The sequence below is a fragment of the Thalassotalea sp. PP2-459 genome (genome assembly GCF_001913705.1).
Classification (GTDB): domain Bacteria; phylum Pseudomonadota; class Gammaproteobacteria; order Enterobacterales; family Alteromonadaceae; genus Thalassotalea_C; species Thalassotalea_C hakodatensis.
The window spans coordinates 1-23,321 of sequence record NZ_MKQD01000019.1 but is presented as its reverse complement, the minus strand read 5'-3'; the positions used below and the strand labels follow the sequence as shown (position 1 = coordinate 23,321).

The 23,321-nt window shown below is 38.0% G+C and carries 17 protein-coding genes; 7 read left to right on the top strand and 10 right to left on the bottom strand.

The window, feature by feature from the left end:
- Positions 1 to 101: 101 nt before the first annotated feature.
- The 5 genes from BI291_RS03560 to BI291_RS03540 are packed head-to-tail and all read right to left on the bottom strand — an operon-like array spanning position 102 to position 5,149.
- Positions 102 to 1,337 (bottom strand): ABC transporter permease, encoded by a 1,236-nt coding sequence (locus BI291_RS03560; RefSeq protein WP_074496380.1) that lies wholly within the window; start codon positions 1,335 to 1,337, stop codon positions 102 to 104.
- Positions 1,337 to 2,524 carry an efflux RND transporter periplasmic adaptor subunit gene (locus tag BI291_RS03555; RefSeq protein ID WP_074496379.1) on the bottom strand — a complete coding sequence of 396 codons (1,188 nt, stop codon included), beginning with the start codon at positions 2,522 to 2,524 and terminating at the stop codon, positions 1,337 to 1,339. The genes BI291_RS03560 and BI291_RS03555 overlap by 1 nt, the downstream gene beginning before the upstream one ends.
- Positions 2,524 to 3,534, bottom strand: a complete 1,011-nt coding sequence (locus BI291_RS03550; protein WP_139302543.1) for an HlyD family secretion protein — start codon at positions 3,532 to 3,534, stop codon at positions 2,524 to 2,526. The genes BI291_RS03555 and BI291_RS03550 overlap by 1 nt, the downstream gene beginning before the upstream one ends.
- A complete protein-coding gene (locus BI291_RS03545) occupies positions 3,531 to 4,481 on the bottom strand; it encodes an HlyD family secretion protein (RefSeq protein ID WP_074496377.1) in 951 nt (316 codons plus the stop codon). Before BI291_RS03545 ends, BI291_RS03550 begins: the two co-directional genes overlap by 4 nt.
- Positions 4,469 to 5,149, bottom strand: a complete 681-nt coding sequence (locus BI291_RS03540; protein WP_074496376.1) for an ABC transporter ATP-binding protein — start codon at positions 5,147 to 5,149, stop codon at positions 4,469 to 4,471. The genes BI291_RS03545 and BI291_RS03540 overlap by 13 nt, the downstream gene beginning before the upstream one ends.
- A gap of 184 nt (positions 5,150 to 5,333) precedes the next feature.
- Here BI291_RS03540 and BI291_RS03535 point away from each other — a divergent pair, with 184 nt between their 5' ends.
- On the top strand, positions 5,334 to 6,512 hold the full coding sequence (locus BI291_RS03535; protein ID WP_074496375.1) for an MFS transporter: 1,179 nt from the start codon (positions 5,334 to 5,336) through the stop codon (positions 6,510 to 6,512).
- A 128-nt stretch (positions 6,513 to 6,640) separates the two neighbouring features.
- Here the strand turns inward: BI291_RS03535 and BI291_RS03530 are convergent, their stop codons facing one another.
- Positions 6,641 to 8,863 (bottom strand): EAL domain-containing protein, encoded by a 2,223-nt coding sequence (locus BI291_RS03530; RefSeq protein WP_074496374.1) that lies wholly within the window; start codon positions 8,861 to 8,863, stop codon positions 6,641 to 6,643.
- 339 nt (positions 8,864 to 9,202) lie between these two features.
- Between BI291_RS03530 and BI291_RS03525 the strand changes: the two genes are divergently transcribed.
- Complete coding sequence (locus BI291_RS03525) at positions 9,203 to 10,102, top strand: TIGR03899 family protein (protein WP_074496373.1); 900 nt, start codon at positions 9,203 to 9,205, stop codon at positions 10,100 to 10,102.
- Positions 10,103 to 10,168: 66 nt separating this feature from the next.
- On the opposite strand, the gene BI291_RS03520 is transcribed toward BI291_RS03525, so the two are convergent.
- From BI291_RS03520 to BI291_RS03510, 3 genes are read right to left on the bottom strand one after another with little or no spacing between them, the layout of a single operon-like run.
- Positions 10,169 to 10,930: a phosphoadenylyl-sulfate reductase gene (locus BI291_RS03520; RefSeq protein WP_074496372.1), complete on the bottom strand. Its 762-nt coding sequence runs from the start codon at positions 10,928 to 10,930 to the stop codon at positions 10,169 to 10,171.
- A complete protein-coding gene (gene cysI / locus BI291_RS03515; protein WP_074496371.1) occupies positions 10,920 to 12,656 on the bottom strand; it encodes an assimilatory sulfite reductase (NADPH) hemoprotein subunit in 1,737 nt (578 codons plus the stop codon). The genes BI291_RS03520 and cysI overlap by 11 nt, the downstream gene beginning before the upstream one ends.
- Positions 12,656 to 14,446: an assimilatory sulfite reductase (NADPH) flavoprotein subunit gene (locus tag BI291_RS03510; protein ID WP_074496370.1), complete on the bottom strand. Its 1,791-nt coding sequence runs from the start codon at positions 14,444 to 14,446 to the stop codon at positions 12,656 to 12,658. The genes cysI and BI291_RS03510 overlap by 1 nt, the downstream gene beginning before the upstream one ends.
- 415 nt (positions 14,447 to 14,861) lie before the next feature.
- Between BI291_RS03510 and BI291_RS03505 the strand changes: the two genes are divergently transcribed.
- From BI291_RS03505 to BI291_RS03495, 3 genes are all read left to right on the top strand, one after another.
- Positions 14,862 to 16,562 (top strand): hypothetical protein, encoded by a 1,701-nt coding sequence (locus BI291_RS03505; protein WP_074496369.1) that lies wholly within the window; start codon positions 14,862 to 14,864, stop codon positions 16,560 to 16,562.
- 9 nt (positions 16,563 to 16,571) lie between these two features.
- Positions 16,572 to 17,000 carry a hypothetical protein gene (locus BI291_RS03500; RefSeq protein WP_074496368.1) on the top strand — a complete coding sequence of 143 codons (429 nt, stop codon included), beginning with the start codon at positions 16,572 to 16,574 and terminating at the stop codon, positions 16,998 to 17,000.
- A gap of 130 nt (positions 17,001 to 17,130) precedes the next feature.
- Positions 17,131 to 17,310 (top strand): hypothetical protein, encoded by a 180-nt coding sequence (locus BI291_RS03495; protein ID WP_074496367.1) that lies wholly within the window; start codon positions 17,131 to 17,133, stop codon positions 17,308 to 17,310.
- A 64-nt stretch (positions 17,311 to 17,374) separates the two neighbouring features.
- Here the strand turns inward: BI291_RS03495 and BI291_RS03490 are convergent, their stop codons facing one another.
- The gene (locus tag BI291_RS03490; protein ID WP_074496366.1) at positions 17,375 to 19,570 is read right to left on the bottom strand and encodes a winged helix-turn-helix domain-containing protein; all 2,196 of its coding nucleotides are present in this window, start codon (positions 19,568 to 19,570) and stop codon (positions 17,375 to 17,377) included.
- Between the two features lie 255 nt (positions 19,571 to 19,825).
- On the opposite strand from BI291_RS03490, the gene BI291_RS03485 reads away from it, so the two are divergent.
- Complete coding sequence (locus BI291_RS03485; RefSeq protein ID WP_074496365.1) at positions 19,826 to 20,989, top strand: alpha/beta hydrolase; 1,164 nt, start codon at positions 19,826 to 19,828, stop codon at positions 20,987 to 20,989.
- A 410-nt stretch (positions 20,990 to 21,399) separates the two neighbouring features.
- Positions 21,400 to 23,049 (top strand): diguanylate cyclase, encoded by a 1,650-nt coding sequence (locus tag BI291_RS03480; protein ID WP_083601880.1) that lies wholly within the window; start codon positions 21,400 to 21,402, stop codon positions 23,047 to 23,049.
- Positions 23,050 to 23,321: the final 272 nt, after the last annotated feature.

The following is a 23,321-nucleotide window of genomic DNA, read 5'->3' as shown; positions in this document are numbered from 1 at the left end:
AGTTGATAATTAGCCACTGTGCATCAAGTAAGCTCTGACACTAAGAAGTGAAGTAGGCTGAATAAACATCAACCTACTTACGATGCATCTACGTTATACAATTAGTCACTTTGTAACGCATCGATAGGATCTAGTTGCGAGGCTTTAATGGCAGGGTACACACCAAACGTTAATCCCACTAACGCACAAATAGAAAAAGAAAGGATAATGGCCGTTAATGACCAAGAAACTGCCCAGTCAGAATAAAGCGCGATCGCCTCAGAGAGTAAAATACCAAAAACAACGCCTATCAAGCCTCCTAAAATAGAGATAGTAAAGCTTTCAGCCATGAACTGCATTTGAATGTCTTTTTGTGTTGCACCAACAGCGCGTAATAGACCAATTTCTTTGGTGCGCTCTAGCACTGTTGCAAGCATAATATTCATAATTCCAATTCCCCCAACGAGCAATGAAATTCCCGCAACACATGACATAACAATATTGAAAATTTGCTGGGTTTGTTTCTGTTGTGCTAGTAACTGTGCTGGCACCGTCATTTCAAAATCATCAACGTCATTATGGCGCCTAGTCAATAAATGCTCAATTGAAGCAGCAGCAAGTGTCGGATCAACATCTTCTACTAATTTAAACTTTATACTAGAGAGTTCGCTAGAGAGCGTTTTACGCTTAAACTTATAAATCGCGGTGTTTAACGGAATAAATAATTGGTCTTGTTCGTTACCTAATTTAACGCCTTGAAACTCTGACTTTTTTAACATTGGATTGTATATTACGCCAACAACTTTAAACCATAAGTGATTAATTTTAACGTTTTGGCCTACGGCATCATTTTGTGGAAACAATTGCTTTGCTGCGTTACTACCTAACACAACCACTTGCTTATATTCGATGTGATCTTGCTTAGTTAAGAGCCGTCCATCAGCAACCGTTAAACTAGAAAGCTCAAAGTAACTTGGGCTCACACCCACGGCTTCTGTTTTAGATTGTCCTTGCGCGCTAAATATCGTATATGTGTCAATGACCTTTTGTGCACTGAATGCTTCGATAAAGGGTAAAGATGCTAGCGCAATTTCACCATCACGAATAGTGAGTCCAGATGAATGCTTGCGTTGCTCTTTTAATTCCTGTTCTTCAAATGATTTACTGTCTACGATTAGGTTTCTTAGCCCCATAGTTTCAATCATTTTCATTGCTTCTCGCTCAGCACCTTCGCCAATATTTAACATAGCAATAACGGCACCAACACCAAAAACCATACCCAGAAGCGTTAAAAGCGTACGTAGCTTATGCTGTGCGAGCTCTGCTAGCGTGTCATAAAACATCGCAACATATTTCATTAACTTGCTCCTCTTTCAACAAGCGATATTTCTTGTCCCGGCTTAAGACCTTGTTCAATCACTGCATGGCTTAAACTTGTTTGTCCAAGTTCAACCGGCGTTTTTTCAAACTTTCCTTGTGTATATAACCAAACAAATTGCTCATTGTTTTGTGAGAAAACCGCTTGCAGCGGTACCACTAGCTTCTCTTTCGGTGGTTGAATCATGATGGTGGCTGTTACTTTTCTACCCGGTACAAATAATGAAGGTTGCTGTTCAGAAAGCACTACAATTACTTCAAAATATTTTTGCGGATCGCCTCTTTCAATAGAGCTAGGATACGCCGAAATACTTTCTACTTTACCATTAAAACGTTTACTTACATCTGCGTTTAATAAAAAAGAAACAGGCGCATCTTTGGTTAAATCAATTGCTTCTTTTTCTGCCACAAATAATTTTACCTTCATTTCTTGAATATCAGGTAATTCTGCAATTTTTTGACCTGGCCAGTACATCTGTCCTGGTCGAGATTTTTCGCCTCGCCAATTACTTCGATAAACAATCATACCGTCATGCGGTGCTTTAATCTCAAGCTTCGAAAGGCTGTCTTCCAACATATTTAAATTAGTTTGATGCTGATTTTTTTTCATTTCTAACAAGCTCATTTCACCCGATGAACTTTCGCTAAAGTTGCCTTCCTTCCATTCAAGGTACTCTTGTTTAGTGCCTAAATATTGGCTGTCTTGCATTGATTCTAATATCTCAAGTTTTGACAAAATACGCTCATCTTCAATGGCGAATTTATCGGCAAAAGTCTTCTCTTCTCCCACTAACGTGATATCTTTATTAATGCTCGTTAACTCTTTATTAAGCTGGCCGGATTTATCTTGTATATCTTGTAACGTCATGTTGAGTTCATTAAGCTTAGCTTCTTTACTTTTAATCATCACCTCACCATCAAATTTGGCAATGATTTCACCTTGTTTAACAAACGCATACTCCGGAGCCAACCAAGAAAGTACCTGTGAACCACTGCGTGATATCGGTGTACTAATGACCGTCGCTTTAGCGGCGAAAAGCTCACCTCTTGCTGGAATTTGAATAGAGAAATTATCGTGTTGAACGGTGTAAAGTAATGGTTTAGCCGTTTGTTCACTACAACCTAAAAGCACAGAAATAAACGTAATTAGCAGTATTATTTTCTTCATTATTCGTCTCCTGCCTTTCTTGCTTTACTTGTTGTAGGCAGTACTTCAATACGTGCACTCATGCCCGGGCGCATCACTTTCAAGTTGATATCATCAAGTGAAATCACCGCGTCGATTACCCGGGTTTTATCTTGGTGAGTCTTATCACGAAATACACGCCCCATTTCTGCTATTTTGCCTTCATAGGTCACTTCATTGGCACTATCTAAAAGTATTTTAACTGTTTGTCCTTCACTCACTTTGCCACTGTCTGGTTCAGTAATTTGTGCAAGTACTTGCATCTCTTCAAGTACTGCAAGTTCAATAATCGGTTGGCCAAATTGTATATTTTCACCAACCGCTGGCTTTTCACCTTGCCAATTAGCGCGATATATCACCATGCCATCGATTGGCGCTTTCACTTTCAATTTTTCCTTATCAGCTAATAAGGCATTCACCTTTGAGGTAATACGGTTAACTTTTCCGGTAAGACGTTTTAAATTCATCACTGAGTTTTTACGATGGAACTCCAATCGTTTATTGGCCATCACTAAATCACTTTCAGCAATGGTAAAATCTATCTTTGCTTTCCTTCTGTCGTTATCTGATTGGCTATTATCAACAATGTTAATTCGCCGTTGTGACTTATCAAATTCCATTTGTTTTTCGGCCAAGGCAAGAATTAACTCTTGTTCCTTTTCTTGTTCTCTGTTTTGTTTATTTTCCAACTCTTTTTTTGCTTGTTGCAATTTAGCTTGCTCATCTCTCAAACGATCTGAGGTCTTTTTATCATCAAAGGCAACCAGTAATTGACCAGCGTTGACTTTACTGTTGTCTGGCACAAGTGTTTTAATTTGATATTGCCACATATGACCAACAGAGGGCGGTGCAATTAATGCTGATGTTTTAGATTCAAGCTCGCCACTTGCGGTGATGATAGCCATTTTTTCAGACTGAACTTTTGATACGCTTTTAACTTCACTACATGACATTAAAGTGAAACAGCAGGCGATTAAAAATATATATTTCACGATTTTTCTCCTGCAAGCGCTATTTGCACACTCATGCCAGGCAATAATGTAAACTTCGGTTTTTCAGCTAATTCAAACTTAAGGCGATAATAAACATCTTCACCCCACTCTTTGCGCACCTCTGGTTGTGTAGAAATATTTAATAACGACGTTGTAAATTGATGTTGAGGGTAAGCATCAAATATTAGGTTACCAGTGCTACCTTTTGATACTTTTTTATAGTCAACTTCGTGCAACCACGCCTCAATAAACATCCCTTTTGAAGACGGAATTTCAGCTATTTTCCAAGAAGGCTGAGCTGTCATGCCAACAAATACTTTTTCACCATTCCACGGATGAGAACCATAAATAACAGGCCCTTCACGTTCCGCATTAAGGCTCATTTGTTTAAGCTTGTATTGATTATAAGATAGCGAACGTTGATGTTTTTCAATGGTGAGCTTTTTCTTAGTGACACTCACTTCATTGGTGATGTTTACTTGCACTAAATTATCTTTTGCTTTGGCATTAGCGATGAGCGCCTTTTCATAATCAAGCTGATTTTTTTCATAATCGAATTGGCTAATGAACTGTTTACCAACACTTGCATCAATTTTCGCTTTTTCTAACAACAAGGCTGTACGCTTCACTTGATGCTGTGCCTCCAAAAGATTTTGAGTGGCCTCTGAAGTAACACGATGTAATTCATCTTCTGCGACAATTAAATTTGTTTCGGCTTGTTCAATGTTGCTGAGTATTGAGCCACTATCGAACACCACTACCACATCGCCTTCTTTTGCTACCTCTCCCTCTGGTAACATCCATTGTACTTGGCTTCGCCAATTATCCGTTTTCGGTGAATAGAACACTTGGCTTTCATTTGCTTTGACCCGCCCCGAGAGCAACATACTTTCTTGTGCTATTACATGTGACGCCATTAGTGTTAAAAACAATATTAAGCAACGCATGATGTATCCTCTATAATTTTACCATCGCGCATTCTGATCACGCGTTGTGCATATTCAGCAATATCTTCTTCATGAGTCACTAACACGATGGTTTGCCCTAATTGATGCAAAGACACTAACAAATCCATAATTTCATACGATGTTTTGCTGTCTAAATTTCCGGTAGGCTCATCAGCAAAAATTACTTGTGGTTCATTGACTAAAGCACGCGCAATAGCAACACGTTGGCGTTGACCACCTGACATTTCAAAAGGTTTATGATGTGCTCTATCAGTTAAGCCCACTTTCGCTAGCATGGCTTCACCTTTCGCAACCGCTTGTTCAGCGGTATATTGTGAATACCTTAAAGGTACAGTGATATTCTCTAAGGCGGTTAATCGCGGTAACAAATGAAACGTTTGAAAAATGAAACCTATTTTTCGATTGCGAATTTGCGATAACGACTCATCATCCATTTGTTGAATACTCTGTCCGGATAATAAATATTCACCCGACGTTGGTGTATCTAAAGCACCAAGTATATTCATTAAACTTGACTTACCGGAGCCTGACTGCCCCATTACAGCTACAAATTCGTTATCATTAATTGATAAAGAAACATTATCTAACGCGATAACTTCTGAGGCATCATGCCCATACACGCGAGAAACATTATTTAGCGTAATCATAGCGTCCTATCTTACTGTTATATATTACTTTTAAATATACCGAGAAAAAAACATAATAGCTTTTATCAATAGACACCAATTGTTACAGAATGTAAAATTAATAACCAATAAAAATGTGCGTTTTTATCGCCGTAAACGTTAAAATAACGCTTTAAGCAACTAGCTCACCAAATTTGGAACCCTCATGCAGTTACCCGCTAAATATAATCGTCCAGAGTATTTGCTTTTGGCTATGGCTTTTATTATGCCTTTAGTATTTTCCGTTTGGATGGCTTTGCTAAATAACTTTGTGATTGAAAAAGCGGCTTTTACCGGGAAAGAAATTGGCATCTTACAAAGCTTACGTGAAATACCTGGTTTTCTCGCTTTTACAGCGATTTATGTGCTGATATTTTTAAAAGAACAAACTTTTGCCATCATTGCTTTAGGCCTAACGGCTTTTGGTGTTGCCATTACGGGCTATTTCCCGACAACAATGGGCTTATATATTACTACTGTAATTATGTCGATTGGCTTTCACTATTTCGAAACCATTAATCAGTCGCTTACTTTGCAGTTGATAAAAAAGGAAAACACACCGCATTTTATGGGTAAAATGTTATCGGCAAAATCGGCAGCATCGTTATTAGCTTTTAGCAGCATTTGGCTACTGATGGAACATTTTTCTTGGAGCTATAAAGCAACCTATACGTTATTCGGTGGAATTGCATTGTTATTAACCTGTTATTTAGCCGTTGCCTTTAAACAATTTCCACTCCATGTTGAGCAAAATAAAAGGCTGATCTTACGTAAGCGTTACTGGCTATTTTATGCCTTAACCTTTTTCAGTGGTGCTAGACGACAAATATTTGTGGTATTTGCCGGTTTCTTGATGGTTGAAAAGTTTGGTTATAGTGTTGCCGATATTAGTGCATTATTCCTCATTAACTATGTATTCAACTGGTTATTTGCTGCAAAAATAGGCAAGTTAATCGGTATTATTGGCGAACGACGCGTACTAAAATTTGAATACTGTGGTTTAGTCACACTTTTTATTGCTTATGGGCTAGTTGAAAACTCCACTTTTGCAGCAGTACTTTATGTGGTAGATCACCTGTTTTTTGCTTTAGCAATCGCGATAAAAACCTACTTCCAAAAAATAGCGGCCCCAGAAGATATCGCCGCCAGTGCTGGCGTAAGCTTTTCCATTAATCATATTGCCGCTGTTGTTATACCAGCGTTACTTGGTTTAGTGTGGATAGTAAACTCTTCATGGGTTTTCTACATTGGAGCAGGCTTTGCTTTTTGCTCTTTAGTGTTGTCACATTTAATTCCAAGTCATCCTCGCCAAGGTATTGAATTAAAATGGCAAGAAGCGCAATAAATCCCCCATTAATATGAAAAAAGTTGTAGTGATTTAGATACCACTACAACTTTATAATATTCATCGACACACTAAACATTGATACCAATTACTTTATAAAGTATCCGTTTATTTTCGCCTGTATAAAACTATTTATTATTCTCTAAAAACGTTAAAAAATCATCAGCTGGCATCGGTTTGGCATAATAAAACCCCTGCACTTCATCACAATTCTGCGCTTTCAGGTGCATTTCTTGGTCGATGTCCTCTATCCCTTCGGCGATCACTTTTAAGTCTAATTGCTTACCTAAATTAATGATGGTGTCAGCAATAATAGATTCACCAGGTTTAGTAATATCATTGACAAAAGAGCGATCGACTTTTAAACGGTCAAGCGGCAATTGCTTTAAGTAACTAAGCGATGAATAACCTGTGCCAAAATCATCAAGCGCAATGCTAATGCCTTCGGCTTTTAATTCTTTTAACGCCTCAACCACAACTTGAGGTTCATCCATTAAGATGTTTTCTGTAATTTCTAATTCTAATTTTCTAGGGTGTACTTGGTGTTTATTGATCGCAGCAATAATGCGCGCCACAAAATCTACGCGTTTAAATTGCGGAATAGAAACATTAACGGAAATACCGACTTGATCATAAGAATGTTGTTCCAGAATCTTTATTTGCTGGCATGCTTGATTGATCACCCAATCGCCAATTTCAATAATTAACCCTGAATATTCAGCAAGAGGAATAAATTCTGCTGGTGAAATAAAGTTGCCGTCAGCTGTTCGCCATCTTAACAACGCTTCTGCACCAGTAACTTTGCCTGTTGATAAATTTAATTGTGGTTGATACCAAAGCTCTAAACGGTTATCAGCAAAATCTGTTCTTAATTGGCGGATCATACCAAGACGCCAAAGCGTTTTATCTTCCATCGCTTGTTTATAATAAGCAAAATGCTGTTGGTTATTCTTTTTCGCTAAATTCAAGGCAATATTAATTTGGTTTAATACTTTTACTCCTCGAGGGCCTGCGTCTTCTTTCTCGCAGAAACCAAACGTAGCACTTATTGGTAGATGTTGTTCTCCAGCAGAAAATGGCTGGTCAAACATTCTGCTTAATTCATCAGGGTTGACAATATTTTGAGGCCCAATAATACCAAAGACATCTGCCCCTATACGTGCAAATTGACATGGTCCACCAAATGCTTTCATTCGGGTGGTAACCGACATTAACAACTGATTGCCCAAATCTTGCCCTAAGCCATCATTGATATCACTAAAATGGTTAATATCAATAAGTCCTGCAACTAATCCACTATCTTGGCTTTGAGCAAAGTCGTCAAGTAAATTGACAAATTCTAATCGATTCGGAAGCTCAGTTAGCCAATCTTTATACGCCGCATTTCGTAATTTTTGAAATAAATGAACGTTTTCATAACCGATAGATATATTGGTTAAATATACCTCTGCCAGCTGTTTATCAATGTCTGATAATTCGCCCGCTAGCTCAAGAAATATTACTGCTCGGTAGCCACCACTTGTGAGGTATAAGCAGGCATGACTATCGCTAAATTGATGTTGTTTTTGTTGAAAGCAATTTTTAATCGCTTGCTGAATATCAGGATTGACTATTGACTCGATTTTCTGGTTCTTCTCAATGGGAGAACCGCCTGACTTTCCTAATACATAGAGACTGAGATCATCTGCACCTTCTACAATACCCTGACCTCGTGCACAAAACAGACTTGACTTGCTATCAATTAATGGCAGTAATTGTTCTAACACACCGTCGGCGTAGTCATAAACAGAGTGCAGTTCAAGTAACTCAGCCGCAGCCCCCACAATTTTTTCTAATCCTTGACGATTCTGAGTAACGGTATCGATTTGTTGATAAGAACGAATAGCGGCATAAACTGTAGTAACAAGTTTTCGACGAGTCAGCTCTGTTTTTGTTTTATAATCGTTAATGTCATAATCTTTAATGACACTTTCTTCTGGGGCGTATCCTGGCTGTCCGGTGCGTAGTACTATGCGAATATCTTGTCGTGCTAACGATTCACGAATATGTTTGACGACGCTTAAACCCGCATCGTCAGTTTCCATAACGACATCTAGTAACACCAGAACAATATCATCGTGTTGTTCTATTAAATGGCAAGCATCCCTACCAGAGTACGCGTGTATGTACTCTAAACGTTTACCTAGTACGATAAGATCTGATAATGCAAGCTGTGTTACTGAATGTATCTCAGGGTCATCATCTACAATTAAGACTTTCCAAGTATCTATACCTGCGTCTTCTACAATCTCATCTTCATCACTATCATCGATAAACAAAAAATCGTCGTTAGTTTCTTCGGAAGCCTGCATATTTCCCTCTAATCAGTGGCAACCTGCTCACTGAAAACCTAGCGATGTTCACTAGTACATTATTGTAATTTTATTTACTATCTTTTACATAATAAAAGTGAGTGACAGATTATTCAATAAAACAATTGGATAATTATCAACATTTTCCAAGATGTTAATACACTGTTAAACAGGTGTTTAATGTCGGTTTAAAATTAGCCATAGACATTTTTCTGCGTGCCAGTAATACTAATCAAGGTTTTACACGAACTTTTGCCAAGATAAAATATATTTCTTCTATTATTAACGGCAGTTTTATCAGTTTTGTCAATCGCTCTTTGCGTAAATGAGGTAACAAAGATGAAAGTTACAAAAACACCCTCTACTGAAACAGTAGTTGTTGAGGCTGAAAATACCGCCGATATTGTTACCACATCTGAACCAAACCAACAGCATAACAAGCACACTAACCAACTCTCTTCACAAATGCAGTTGCTTGGCTTAGCAAAGCAATTTGTTATTGACGGGTCTTTGCTACCCATTGAAAAACAAATGCCATTAGAAGATAGGTGTAAAAGAAGAGAACGCACGGCTGTATTGCGTAAACAACAAAACATGGAAAGTATTATTCAACGTGCCGTTACCTATTGCGCAGGAGATAAAGTAACAGACCGAGTTGATCAAGACTGGTTTGCCAGCTTTATTGAATTAGCAGAACATATTAGCAATAAAACCATGCAAGATTTATGGGCCAAAATTTTAGCAGGTGAAATATCTGCGCCAGGTAGCTTTTCTTTGAAATCATTACAAACGTTTCGCACGATGAGCATACACGAAGCTAAATTACTAGCGAAAGCCTGTAGCTTAGCGGTAAGCGACAACCATCGTAAAAATATGCGTCTTATTTCAGGCGCTTCTCAAACACCAGGCATTATTAATTTTTTTACTGGTAATCGTTATTATCCTATAAACCTTTCAGCTTTCGGCTTATCTTATGCTGAGCTACTTACCTTAGCAGATAACCATTTAATCTTTATTCAAGAAACAGAAACAACCCCGCTAAAAAAAGGAGATACGCTAAGTTTTGATTACAATGGCGAACCTTTCAATTTAACGCCTAAAAAGAACAACGCGTTGTTATCCTTCTATAAATTCACGCCTATTGGAACAGAGCTTGCGCAATTAATTGCTAATAAGCCAGACAATAAATATCGCGCTTATATCAAAGAAGAGTTTTCGAATATATTTGCTTTACAATAAGAAAAAGCCTTCAAGCGTTACGCTTAAAGGCTTTATCAAATACGTTTAGCTTGATGACAAAAACGGCTAAATGCCATCTCCATCTGTATGCAAACCACATTCTCTTTGCATACCTGAAAAACGAACATCACTTTCATTCATACCCAATGTTAATGGCCGCGTTGAGTGTGTATCACCAACACTCACATAACCTTGATCCCATAATGGATGATACGGTAAACCATGTTTCGTTAAGTATTGATGCACATCTTTGTTATGCCAATCAATAATCGGGTGTACCTTAAAACGCCCACGTAAAATACTTACAACAGACAAACCTTCTCGATGATCTGATTGCTGACGACGTATGCCAGAAAACCACGTACCTGCTGAATGCTCAGTTAAACCGCGCTCTAATGGTTCAACCTTATTTCGTCGGTTATATGCTTTTAATGCTTGTTCATCTTTCGCCCATTCTTCACCGTACTTAGCTAGCTGCCAAGCAGCACTTTCTTTAGCACTATATACATGAAGATTCAGCTTTAATTTTTCTGCAAGCGTATCTATAAATTGATATGTTTCCGGAAACAAATGTCCTGTATCGGTTAATATCACCGGTATATTCGGGTCAACCTGCGTCATCATATGTAGCATAACGGCAGACTGAATACCAAAGCTTGAGGAGAGTACAAACTGACCAGGTAAGTTTTCTAACGCCCACTCTACACGACCAGTAGCACTTTGCTTTTCAAGTAATTCATTCCATTGTATTAACCATGGTTCAGGTAATGACGCTGGAAATTTATTACTGATCACTGTAGAAGCGGCAGTTTGTGTATTATTGGTCATAAAAGTCTCGCTTACTGACTTTCACTTCTTGCACAATACCAACACGAATAACAAAGTCACCAAATGCTTCACTTTGCTCACGTTCTTCAACCCATCGGGCTACCAGTGAATCTATTTCTGTCAGAATATCTTGTTCGTCTAGGTTTTCCTTGTACATTTTAGGAACCCGCGTACCTGCGATATTGCCGCCTAGATGCATATTATACTTGCCTGGCCCTTTGCCTACTAAACCAAGCTCCGCTAACATGGCACGACCACAACCATTTGGACAACCCGTAACACGTAAAATAATATGTTCATCAGGTACGCCGTGTTTAGTAAGTAAGGCATCAACATCATCAATTAGGCCTGGTAAATAACGTTCTGCTTCTGCCATGGCTAATGGACACGTTGGAAATGCTACACACGCCATAGAGTTTTTTCGTTGGTTCGATACTTTATCGTCTAACAAACCATGTTCACGGGCAATTTTTTCAATTAATGCTTTATCTTGTTCTGCAACGCCAGCGATAATTAAGTTTTGGTTCGCGGTCATGCGAAAATCACCTTTATGTATTTTCGCAATTTCAGCAACGCCTGTTTTTAACGGTTTTCCTGGGTAATCCAATAAGCGGCCATTTTCAATAAACAACGCTAAATGGTGTTTACCGTCAATTCCAGCAACCCAACCTAAGCGATCACCACGTTCGGTAAATTCATAAGGACGACTTTGTTCGAATACTACACCGGCTCTTCGCTCAACTTCGGCTTTAAACGTATCAATACCTACTCGGTCTAATGTGTATTTCGTTTTCGCATTTTTACGATTTACGCGGTTGCCCCAGTCACGTTGCGTGGTAACAACAGCTGCAGCAACATCTAACGTATTAGCTAATGGCACAAAGCCAAAATCATCGGCCTTTCTAGGATATGTTGATTTGTCGCCATGTGTCATGGCTAACCCGCCACCCACTAACACGTTAAAACCGATAAGCTTGCCTTGATCAGCAATGGCAACAAAGTTTAAGTCATTGGCGTGAACATCCACATCGTTTTGCGGTGGAATAACAACCGTTGTTTTAAACTTACGTGGTAAATAATTACTGCCTAGAATAGGCTCTTCGGTATTTTCACCTTTTTCACCTTCAAGCTTTTCACCATCCAACCAAATTTCGGCATACGCACGTGTTTTAGGAAGCAAGTGCTCACTAATCTTCTTAGCCCATTCATAGGCTTCTTGATGAAGCTCTGATTCAACTGGGTTTGTAGTACATAATACGTTTCGATTAACATCACCTGCAGTTGCAATTGCATCAATACCAATACTGTTTAACGTTTGATGCATGACTTTAATATTAGGTTTTAATACTCCATGAAATTGAAACGTTTGACGCGTTGTTAGCCGAATAGAACCATACATGGTCTTTTCTTCAGCAAATTTATCAATCGCTAACCATTGCGTTGGCGTAATAATACCACCAGGCATACGCGCACGTAGCATCACATTATGTAACGGTTCTAATTTTTGCTTGGTTCTTTCGGCACGAATGTCACGATCGTCTTGTTGATACATGCCGTGAAAACGTATTAACTGGAAATTATCCCCATTAAAGCCACCAGTGACGGCGTCAGATAAATCTTCTTTGATTGTACCGCGTAAAAAATTACTTTCGCGCTTCAATCGTTCATTATCAGCGAGTGTTCCTTCGACAATTAAAGGGCCGTTTTCTTGGGTTACATCTGTCATTAGTAAACATCCTTCTGATAACGCTTATCATTGCGTAAATCTTTTAAATATTGCTCAGCTTGTTCAGCAGTTTTATTACCTTGTTCAGCGATAATATCGATAAGTGCGGTTTCAACATCTTTTGCCATTCTGCTCATATCACCACACACATACAAATGTGCGCCACGCTCTAACCATGCATAAACATCGGCCGCGTGCTCACGCAAACGATCTTGTACATAAATTTTTTCAGCTTGATCTCGAGAAAATGCAAGATCAAGGCGTGTTAATAAACCAGACTTTAAATAACCCTGCCATTCAAGTTGATACAGAAAGTCTTGCGTAAAGGTTTGATCACCAAAAAACAACCAATTATCACCTTCTGCTTCTGCTGCATCACGCTCTTGCAAAAAAGCACGGAAAGGAGCGATACCAGTACCAGGACCAATCATAATCACTGGGGTATTACTGTCTTGTGGTAAACGGAAGTTATCGTTATGTTCAATGAATACTTTGACTTCACCGCCTTCAGCTAAACGCTTACCTAAAAAGCTTGAAGCACCACCAGACCGTGTATGATCGGCGTGCTGATATTCCACTAAACCAACGGTTAAATGTACTTCTTCATCAACTTCCGACTGGCTCGATGCAATAGAATACAAACGCGGTGTAATTTTACGTAAGGCATCAACAAACACTTGTGCTTCAACCGTAGCTGGCGCGGCTTTTACAATATCTACAATTTGATGATTTGCCGCGTATTCACGTGCTGTGTTTTTATCACTCGCCAGTTTAGTTAATGTTTCATCATTGGAAACGCTTGCCCAAAATTCTATAAATGCCGGTGCTGTTTGGGTTATTTCTAGTTTAGAGACTAAGGCATCTTGTAAACGATACGCTTCTTTATTTACCGTTATTGTATCGTCGGCTGATAAAGACAATGCAGCAATTAATTCATTGACTAATTCAAGGTCATTTTCAAACCAAACACCTAAGGCATCACCTGCTTGATAAGTGATCCCTGACTCGCCTAAATCAACTTCAATATGTCGAACATCTTTATTTGAATCTCGACCGGTTATTTTTTGGCTAAGCGCTAATTCAGCAGTGTACGGGTTCTGCTTAGTATATTGACTCGTTGCGCCTGCTGTTGGCATAGCCACAACATTCGTAGTTGTAACATTGGCACCCAATAAGTCCTGAGATTTCGACAAAATATCTTCTGACCATGCCTGTGCATCGTCGTCATAATCAACATCGCAATCTAAACGAGGAGCAATTTTTTTCGCGCCTAGATTTGCTAAGTATTCGTCAAAGTCTTTACCCGTTTTACAGAAAAATTCATAACTAGAGTCACCCAACGCAAGCACGCTGTAATGTAAATGATCTAATTTCGGTGCTTTTTTCGACGATAAAAATTCATGAAAACCAATGGCGTCATCAGGCGGCTCGCCTTCACCATTTGTACTGGCTACAATTAATAAATGCGTAACGTTTTTAATGCTTTTAGGCTTAAACTCACCCATGCTTTTACAGTCAACGGTTAACCCTTGGGCTTGCGCTTGTTCAGCTAGACTATTAGCAACACCTTTAGCATTGCCTGTTTGCGAACCATAAAGAATAGTTAAGGTAGCTGAGGCTTGAGGTGCACTTGCCGTAGGTAATACCGCAACCGATAAACCTTCACTTTTTGCAGCTAAATAACCGCTTGCCCAAGCTAACTGCAGCGGAGAAAAGCCACCAACCGTTTCTTTAAGCGTGGTTAATTGCTCTTGATTTAGCATGGTTTGATTTAAATTTTGCTCAGACATTTATCGTCAACTCGCCCATTTCTAATATGGGAGAAGAATAGACTGAGAGCTTACAAATTAAAAAGAATATAAACGGCTTTTTTATTCCAAAAAAGCATAAATAACTTTTTTTCTGTACTATCAAGCACTATTGGTGAATCTCACCGAGAATGAGATTACTTTCCGATATTCTCAACGCAAGCTTAAGCTCTCATTTATAGTGATGATTGGATTTCCTAGAATTAGACTACACGCACGGGGTTTCTTTTGCCAAGTAAAATAAATATTTCCAGAAGTTTTAATATACCTAGTGAAGAATAATTTTTGTAGTGTGTTCAAGTAGTATATTTATTTTTCTGCTTTTTTGGTTAATTATTGGACAGTGATATAGGAGGTGCTAATCTATTTATAGATTAACAAATTCAAGGACTGAAAAATGATCAATATTAAACTTTACACCAAAATAGTGTTTACCTTTCTATTAGCATTCACAATTCAAAGCAACGCAGAAGAACGTATTGCAAATCAAATTGATTATAGTATGTATTTTTTGGCTGATATTCGAGATGCTGAAGAGTGCTCTATGTCTTATGAAAATGGAAAGTTTATATTCCCAGCTACAATTACAAATCCAGCAATGACCTGCCCTGATATGTTTTCATGGAAACTATATATTGATGTAATAAATGATAGATTTTGGTCTAACTGGGCTGATGAGACTCAAAACTGGCCTTCCGAACCATATCAATTATGCTCTCAAGGAGGACAGCAAGGCGTTGATTGTTGTCAACCAGGAGCCACTAACAACCCTGAAGGTCATTGTCCAATATTTCCTGGGACAGTGTTTAATGAATCATTAAAAAAATTAAATAATGCAAAATCAATGAGTTCTTTATCATTAGCATCAGATAAAAAGATTATCCGAATTGGTCGTCCTTCAATTATAGAACATCTAGTTACCGATAAAATACGAAAGGATTCTAATAAACTATTACTTTCTAGAAAACAAAGTCTTACTTTACCCAATTGCTCTGCAAACATAGTCAATAACCTTGTTCCTACTGATTATGAAAGTATCGGTAGAATAATTCGTCAAACCAATGCTGAATTGACAGTGAGAAATGCGCCTTTTCATAATTACTTGTTTGCTAATAATTTATATAATTCAGATGGTGTACTGGATGTATTTGACCGAAACTCTAAGAACCTCAATACAAGTAATGCTCCTTATCATAGAATTAATAAGTCCTCTAACACGAGTGAGCCTGCGGCTATTTTAACTAAAATCGATTTACCCTCTAACGCTGTAATGATCAAAAGTAATTGGATGCATAACGACTTAGCTAAGAAACTTAAAATGACCAATGATGAAAGTAATCCCTATATTACCAAACATATGGCAACCCAATTAAAAAATCCTAAAACGAATGAAGAATGTTTGTGGCAAGGTGAACATTACCTTATTGCATTTCACATCAGTTCTAAAGACATCCCTCAATGGGTATGGACAACGTTTGAGCATGTAAATTTACCAGGGCGTTGTGATATTACTGGTTGCAATGACTCCTTTGGTTTTAAAAGTAGTGATAAATTACCAAAAAATGTTTTTGATAACTACGTAGCTCCAAAGGTTAAATCTGATAATTTATCCTCAGTTTCAACTGTTTTTGATCGAAATAAGCGTTACAAACCAGAAAAAATTAAACCTCAACTAGCAAATATTTTTCAGGCTGCAAACATTGGTTCAGGTAAAAGTACAAGTAAACATGAGCCAGACCCTCAAGACAAAGCATGGTTAAGTTATCGATTGAAGGGTTCTCAAATAGATTTCACAGATCACACTGGGCGTCCAACATATCTAGGGAACTCTGTGACAGAAGCTGGGTTTATGGATGGTTCTAGCTGTGTTTCTTGCCACTCAAGAGCAGGGGTTGGAATCAGCAACAAAAAAGCTGATTTTTTCAAACTTAGCGTATTTAATCAAATCGTGACAGATTATGGGTATGCTAAAAGTGTTAATGGTATACCAAACCCAAATTGGTTCAATGAAAGTGACACCCCTCCTAAATTAAATGTATTACAAACAGATTTTGTTTGGGGCTTTTTATTTGCTAAACCACTATCGATAAAAAAATAGGAAAATAAAATGGATGATTCAATTCATAAAGTTTTTGAAGGTAGTTGGACATATCGTAGTTTTAAAAATGACATCAAGCAGATAGATCCAAAGGACCCTATTGAAAACTTGCTTTTTGGCATGGGAACCATCGAAATAGAAACCTCTAAACCTAATATTCTACAAGGGCGGATTTACGGCCCTCAGTGGTCTCTTAATTTAACAGGTAATATTACCTATGGAAATCCTTTTACTATTGATTTCCAAGGTAAGGGTATTGTGGGGAGTGAAAAGTGGATATATAACTATATAGGATATTTAGCAAATTCGTGGTCAAACGGTATTGATCAAACTCCCACTATTATTGGCTCTATTGTTCGGACAATACCTCATAGTAATAGTAATGGAGGAACAAATCCGGCAGGGGTCGTGGCATCATGGTTCGCAGTTAAACAGTAGATGTTCAGGTTTAGTAATTTCGCTAACCATGACCACTTTGGTGGCTTAGTTGTCTGTCAGAACTAAACTAGGTCTATATTAGATCGGGAATTCGCTAGAAGTAAAATTCTCATGTCTAGGGCAAATAAGTATGGCCGCAAAAGATGTATTAACGTTGGTTAAAGCGCTTGCCATTACTAAAGTACTACCCATTCATCGTAGTGCCTACGAATTATATTTAGAGCCAATTTCAGTGCTCGTTGAATTAAAGCAAAAGAATGCAACTGGCTTAGACTTAATTTATGAAGGATCAACCGCAGTACACCAGTAAGCTAATAGAGTAAAAGCGAAGAAAAGGAGGCGGTGGCCATCACCAATACATGAACCTAAAGGCTTTAATACATAGTGCGATGCACGTCCCCCTCGAAGCTTTCGATATCACTGACGATAATGTTGTCGTTATTAACGTCGTAGCCTATAAAGTCATTTAAACGATATTTTTGGCTTTGAGCCTTAGTATCTAATGGCACGGCATGTAAATAGACGCTGCCCTTCTCATCGCTACCATAATACAACACGTTGTCGTCTATTTTTACCAGAAAAAAACCACTAGGCAGCGTTATTTGGGTATTGGTCAAATGTTGTAATTTATCAATTGAATCATCACTGAATGTTGGTGAAGCTACCCGATATAAGGTATTACTCTGTTGATCAATTAAATAGTGATACTCAGGGTGTTTGCTGTCGGTCAAACCATACGACCATTTTCCATTGAGTGGTTGCGCTTTTCGGTTCAGTAAATTAACCACCCTTAATTCAGGTATGCCGTTATTCACAACGGTAATTGCCGCACCATTTTCTGATAACCAATCAAGAGAAATAATGGGGCTTTCATTCGTAAAAATGATCTGCTCTTCTTTGAGGCTTGTTAACGGGCTACGTTCATTCAAGTCATACATGGGAATAAGGTAAACCTTATTATCAACGTTAAGTAATAGGTGTTGATCATTAGGTGATAAAGCCATATAGCTCAAGCGATAAGGTTGAGTAAAATTTGACACTATTTTGGCTTGCTTACCTTCGTTTGATGCCAAATACAATTGTGCTCGGCCACTGCGGTTTGATATAAAAAAATACTGAGAACTCTGGTGAAATAACGCTGGATTAAAGTCGTCTACGGTGGAGTTATCGATCTTAATGTTGACGCTTTCATTTATGTTTTTAGGTGCAACTAACCAACTATTTCCGTAATTGTTCTGCTTGGTGCTAAACAGTAAATTTTTTCCATCTGGGAACAGCGACATTTGTGGGGATAAATATTCAGATGCGCTTACAAACAACGTTGCATTGTTACCTTGTATATCACTTTTAATAATTTGTTCTGCTGGTGGCGCAGCATAATAATACACATGTTCAGAATTATGATGCCAAATAGCTTCAGTAACAAGGTAATCAAATTTTACGCCCTCAGTTATTTCATTCGTACGTAAGTTCAACACCTGCAGCTGAGTTTTGATATCACCGGTGGTACTCATAATAAGTAGTTTGTTGCCATCAGGTGAAATATCAATATTGTGATGTCCCCAACCAACAGGCTCCGCTTGTGTGACAAAACTATGCTTTTTAGTTTCTAAATCAAAAGCATAAATTTGATTAGGCCAATAGTTTTGCGGTTGTGCTGTATAATAAATCGTGTTTCTACCTGCATGATAATCAATATCTTTTATCCGCTTATCTCTACAATCAAACAGCCTTTCATGGTTCTGTTGCCAGTGCATTGTAGGGCTTGTGGAATCGGAAGTTTTAGCCGTTAACGTCGCTTGATAAACACGACAAGTCCCTCGCTGTTTATCAAGATATAGCATGTGGGTTATTGCGTTATTTGGCGTTGAAACAACAGCAATAATTTTACTAATGTTAGTGTTCCCTATATCAATTTGCTTTGTTTGCGCGGTATGAATATTTTTAAGCCACAATTGATAGCGCGTATTTTTAGCAGCTGTATTTACATCCTGCTTTAAATAATAAAGATGGTTGTTATCTGGGTGCATACGTGCTGATTCTTCCATGCCGTGAGCACGCGTTAACGCTTTGGTATAGGAGTTATGAGCGCCTTGATTATTGTTATTATTAACTATTTTCCATAAATACCCACTACCAAGTAACAGTATTAGCAAGAAGGCTACACCGCTTATCACCTTATTTCGAACACTGTGTTGCTGGGCGCTTCCATCATCTACTTCATTATTAATGAGTGGATCTCTGTCAACAACTTGCGATGTATCAAGCAGGTTTACCTGACATATAAATCGGTAACCTCGTTTAGGCACCGTTTGTATGTATTGAGGTTTTTTAGGATCATCTGCCAACACTTTGCGAAGGCTGGCAACGAGCTTATTAATAGCATTATCAGTTACAAGCGAGCCTGGCCACAAATGCGCTAAAATGTCTTGACGGGAAATAATCGTATTTTGCTGATTAACAAAAAGTATTAACAATTCAAATAGCTTTGGTTCTAACGCTATTTCTGTCTCTTGGCAATATAATCGCGCCTGTATTTCATCAAGGATAAACTCGCCAAATTGGATCATAACGACTTGTTTGCTCTGGAGGTTAGCATAAATAACAACGATTAACGTAAATGCAGTTTATCACGCAGCTCACCAGATAAAAAATAGGTAAAATGCACAACACCAGCTTTTCGTTCAAAAAACACACTGAAATGTGCGTTATCACCTTTTCATCACCTTTTTTCCTCAAATAATCATTACATTAGCAACAAAAGAAATCACAGTGATTGCTGTTGAATATGCCACTTAACCTAATTTAACTTAAAGGATCACTTTATGTTTAACCATGTAATCGCAATACTGCTTTTTCTCCTACTAGCCAATATCACGAGTGTTTATGCCAAGGTACGAGGCGAATCAAAAATCGATAGTTTACCCTCTAAAATATTAGCCGAGCAACGAGAACTGTTAATACACTTACCCAATAATTATCAATTGAACACCGAGTTAGATTACCCTGTATTGTACTTATTAGATGGCCAAAGAAATTTTAATCATGTTATTGGCTCATTAGATTTACACAATCAAGATAATAATGCTCAAGAAATGATTATTGTTGCCATTAAAAATACCCACCGTACTCGAGATTTCACCCCTACTTATGATGAAAGTTACAACGAATGGGGTATTTCAGGTGGCGCTGATAACTTTCTTGATTTTCTTGAACAAGAGCTGATCCCTTATATCAACAAAAACTATCGTACCAATAAATTTAAAGTATTATCAGGGCACTCTTTGAGCGGTTTATTTGCCGTGTATGCGATGCAAACTAGACCAGAACTTTTCCAAGCTCATTTTGCTTTTAGTCCGAGCTTATGGTGGCATAACAAGGTAATATTTCAAGAGGCTGAACACTTTTTTGCCAACACCTCTAAGCTCAATAGCTATTTATATATCAACATGGGCAATGAAGGCGGTATGATGCTGAGTGCTTATCAGCAATACTTACAATTATTGAAAAAGCATACCCCTGAAGGTTTTCGTTACCATGAGAGTTTAGTGGAACAAGAAGGTCACAACACCACTGCACTTGCAGGGCACCCTAAAGCATTCCACTCATTACAACAATCATTGCAGTGTCCAAAAGAAATTATTGAGCAAGGTTTAGTGGCAATCGAGCAGTTTTATCAACAACAATCTGAATTATACGGTTATCAGATAACACCTAGTTACCGTGCAATTAATCATGCGGGTTATCTTGCTTTAGAAAAAAAGGACATTAAAAAAGCAATAGAGATATTTACCTATAATGTAAAAAATTACCCTTATAAAGCTGACAGTTACGACAGCTTAGCTGATGGCCTAGCTGCTGATGGACAACTTAACAAAGCGCTCAACATGATGAATACTGCCATTAAAAAAAGCGTCATTGAAAATGTTGAGAATAATTCATTTAAACACCACCGCGACAATTTACTTAATCGCATCAAGGAAAGGTGACACGCTAAAAGCAAAAATCGAATGGCAGAAAAAGTAACAACCAGCGGTTTGGTTAAGCTAAACTAACTACTCTGCTTGAAGAATATCTGTTACCCACGCGACCTATTCAAATAAACAGAATAGGTCGAAGCATTAAAATATATGCGCACCTTTATATAGAGTCTGTAATATTGAGTTCATTTGACGAATCAATACAGAAAAAATATATTTTCTCGCTCTGAAAGAATACTGAAGCTTTCATTTATTAAATCTTATCACTTAAAACTAAGTTAACGCTAAATAGTTAAAATTATCTGCTAAAATATTAACAGAGTGATGTTTAGCAAGTAACTTTATTATCAACATGTTACGAAACGGCATGCTTAATCTCTCACCTAGCACTCAGTAATAAACATAGACAGGATCAGTTCTTGAAGAAAATATCATTCCTTGCTTTTACAAAGTTTTTGTTATTATCGCTCTTTTTATTATCCTCGCCATTAACAGCATCAACATCCATCGCACTTGATAGCAAAAGTGCGCATCAAATTGCTGATAAACAACTCTGGCGCAAAGTACCCACGGGAATAACAGACGTAAACAAACAGAATATAGAGCAACTATGGCATGAGTCTTTAATCGTTGATGGCAGTATCGTAGGGCAGTCTGGCGGATATCTTGCGAAACTAAATATAACGAATAGGCAAAATACGGTTTGGTTTTTAGTGGTTAATGCCAACTTTATCGACCAAGGGTTAGCTTATTGGCAACCTATCGATAAAGGCATTGTTACTTTTGGTGACTTTTCGCAACTCAATAATAGAAATACACCGCAATTACTTCATTTTCAGGCGATTCCATTACAACTAGCAAAACAAGAAAGCGGTACATTATGGCTTTACATAACAGCAAAGCATTTTCCTACACCTGCTTCGTTGACAATTTACGATACCAGTAGCTTTTACTGGTATCAGAGTATTAACAACACGGTTACTCTTGTCACGATTACCGCCATGCTACTTCTAGGTATACTCGCACTTTTAATTTACCTTGGCACCCGACATAGAGTAGCAATTACCTGCGCAGGCTATGTTGGTTTGCACGGGATTGGTTGGTTAGCTGCTTCTGGACTCTTCGAAGACATATTTATCGGCTCCCACAATAACTGGAGTTATGCTGGTATGTATATTTTCCCGTTTGCGATCGCCTGTGCTAGCCAGTTTGTTGCCGACTTGTTTGAATGCAAAGCCAAACACAATTCTCTATATAAGTTTCTTAATTTAATAACAGCTGTTTGCTTTTCTTTAGGTTTAGTCATGGTATTTCTGCCGTTTCAATTAAGCTTTTACCTTGCACACATTTTGGCATTTGGCTGGATCATTTTGACCATATCAGTGAGTTGCAAAATGCTAACCAAGCATGATTTTAGAGCGAAGTACTTTCTTATCGGTAACGTGCTGTATAGTTTATCATTAATTTATTTTACCGCTGCCCACAGCCGATATTTTGGTTCATTAGCCTACCCAGAGATAACGGTGTTAGTGGCGTTGTCTATTGATTGTATCTGTATTGTTCTTTCACTATCTGAATGGTTCAAAATAAAGCAATCAGAATTTAATCGACACTTTTATTTATCACGCATAGATCCACTTACCCAGTTAGGTAACCGTTATGCGTTAAACGAAACGTTAAATTGCCTATCAGAATGCTATTTTATCGTTTATATAGACTTTGATGGTTTAAAAATTATCAATGACAAATTTGGTCACGAGCAAGGAGATCTATTAATTGTCAACGGAGCTCGGCTTATATCAAACTTAGTGGTCGATAAAGGAAAAGCATTTCGAACAGGGGGCGATGAATTTATTTGTGTTTTTTCTCATTGTTCATCAGAAAGTTTACCTCAATTACAGGATACTGTTTCACAAGCACTTGAGGACATTAGTAAAACGTTAAAAAACACATGGAAGGCCGCAGGGCTTAGCTTTGGTACTGCTACACACCAAGAAGCTAGCACAGTGTCTGAATGTTTGTCATTAGCCGATAAAAGAATGTATCAACAAAAACAGCAGAAAAAGTAAGCTTGCATTAAATAACGTGTGGCAAGCTTATTTACAGTAACACTAGGGCCTGTTGATCTTTCGCGCTTATTTTTGCAGCAGTTTATTGGTATTTAGACAAGGCATTGCGATTAATGTGTGGTTATTCCACATGAAAAAGCAATAACGACGTATAAATACCAAAAAACGCTGCCCTTTAGGTTGAGCTAAACGCTATTTCTTCATCGTTGTTCGCAATTTACATGGAATAACCATGCGACATTGCTCACGTCTTGAACAAAAAGCGTTTAGTT

What these genes read in the sequence shown, in the direction of transcription:
- BI291_RS03535 (WP_074496375.1), top strand. Translation starts at nt 5,334, where the DNA reads ATGCAGTTACCCGCTAAATATAATCGTCCAGAGTATTTGCTTTTGGCT.
- BI291_RS03525 (WP_074496373.1), top strand. Translation starts at nt 9,203, where the DNA reads ATGAAAGTTACAAAAACACCCTCTACTGAAACAGTAGTTGTTGAGGCT.
- BI291_RS03500 (WP_074496368.1), top strand. Translation starts at nt 16,572, where the DNA reads ATGGATGATTCAATTCATAAAGTTTTTGAAGGTAGTTGGACATATCGT.
- BI291_RS03495 (WP_074496367.1), top strand. Translation starts at nt 17,131, where the DNA reads ATGGCCGCAAAAGATGTATTAACGTTGGTTAAAGCGCTTGCCATTACT.
- cysI (WP_074496371.1), bottom strand. Translation starts at nt 12,656, where the DNA reads ATGACAGATGTAACCCAAGAAAACGGCCCTTTAATTGTCGAAGGAACA.
- BI291_RS03510 (WP_074496370.1), bottom strand. Translation starts at nt 14,446, where the DNA reads ATGTCTGAGCAAAATTTAAATCAAACCATGCTAAATCAAGAGCAATTA.
- BI291_RS03530 (WP_074496374.1), bottom strand. Translation starts at nt 8,863, where the DNA reads ATGCAGGCTTCCGAAGAAACTAACGACGATTTTTTGTTTATCGATGAT.
- BI291_RS03560 (WP_074496380.1), bottom strand. Translation starts at nt 1,337, where the DNA reads ATGAAATATGTTGCGATGTTTTATGACACGCTAGCAGAGCTCGCACAG.
- BI291_RS03490 (WP_074496366.1), bottom strand. Translation starts at nt 19,570, where the DNA reads ATGATCCAATTTGGCGAGTTTATCCTTGATGAAATACAGGCGCGATTA.
- BI291_RS03555 (WP_074496379.1), bottom strand. Translation starts at nt 2,524, where the DNA reads ATGAAGAAAATAATACTGCTAATTACGTTTATTTCTGTGCTTTTAGGT.
- BI291_RS03545 (WP_074496377.1), bottom strand. Translation starts at nt 4,481, where the DNA reads ATGCGTTGCTTAATATTGTTTTTAACACTAATGGCGTCACATGTAATA.
- BI291_RS03520 (WP_074496372.1), bottom strand. Translation starts at nt 10,930, where the DNA reads ATGACCAATAATACACAAACTGCCGCTTCTACAGTGATCAGTAATAAA.
- BI291_RS03540 (WP_074496376.1), bottom strand. Translation starts at nt 5,149, where the DNA reads ATGATTACGCTAAATAATGTTTCTCGCGTGTATGGGCATGATGCCTCA.
- BI291_RS03485 (WP_074496365.1), top strand. Translation starts at nt 19,826, where the DNA reads ATGTTTAACCATGTAATCGCAATACTGCTTTTTCTCCTACTAGCCAAT.
- BI291_RS03505 (WP_074496369.1), top strand. Translation starts at nt 14,862, where the DNA reads ATGATCAATATTAAACTTTACACCAAAATAGTGTTTACCTTTCTATTA.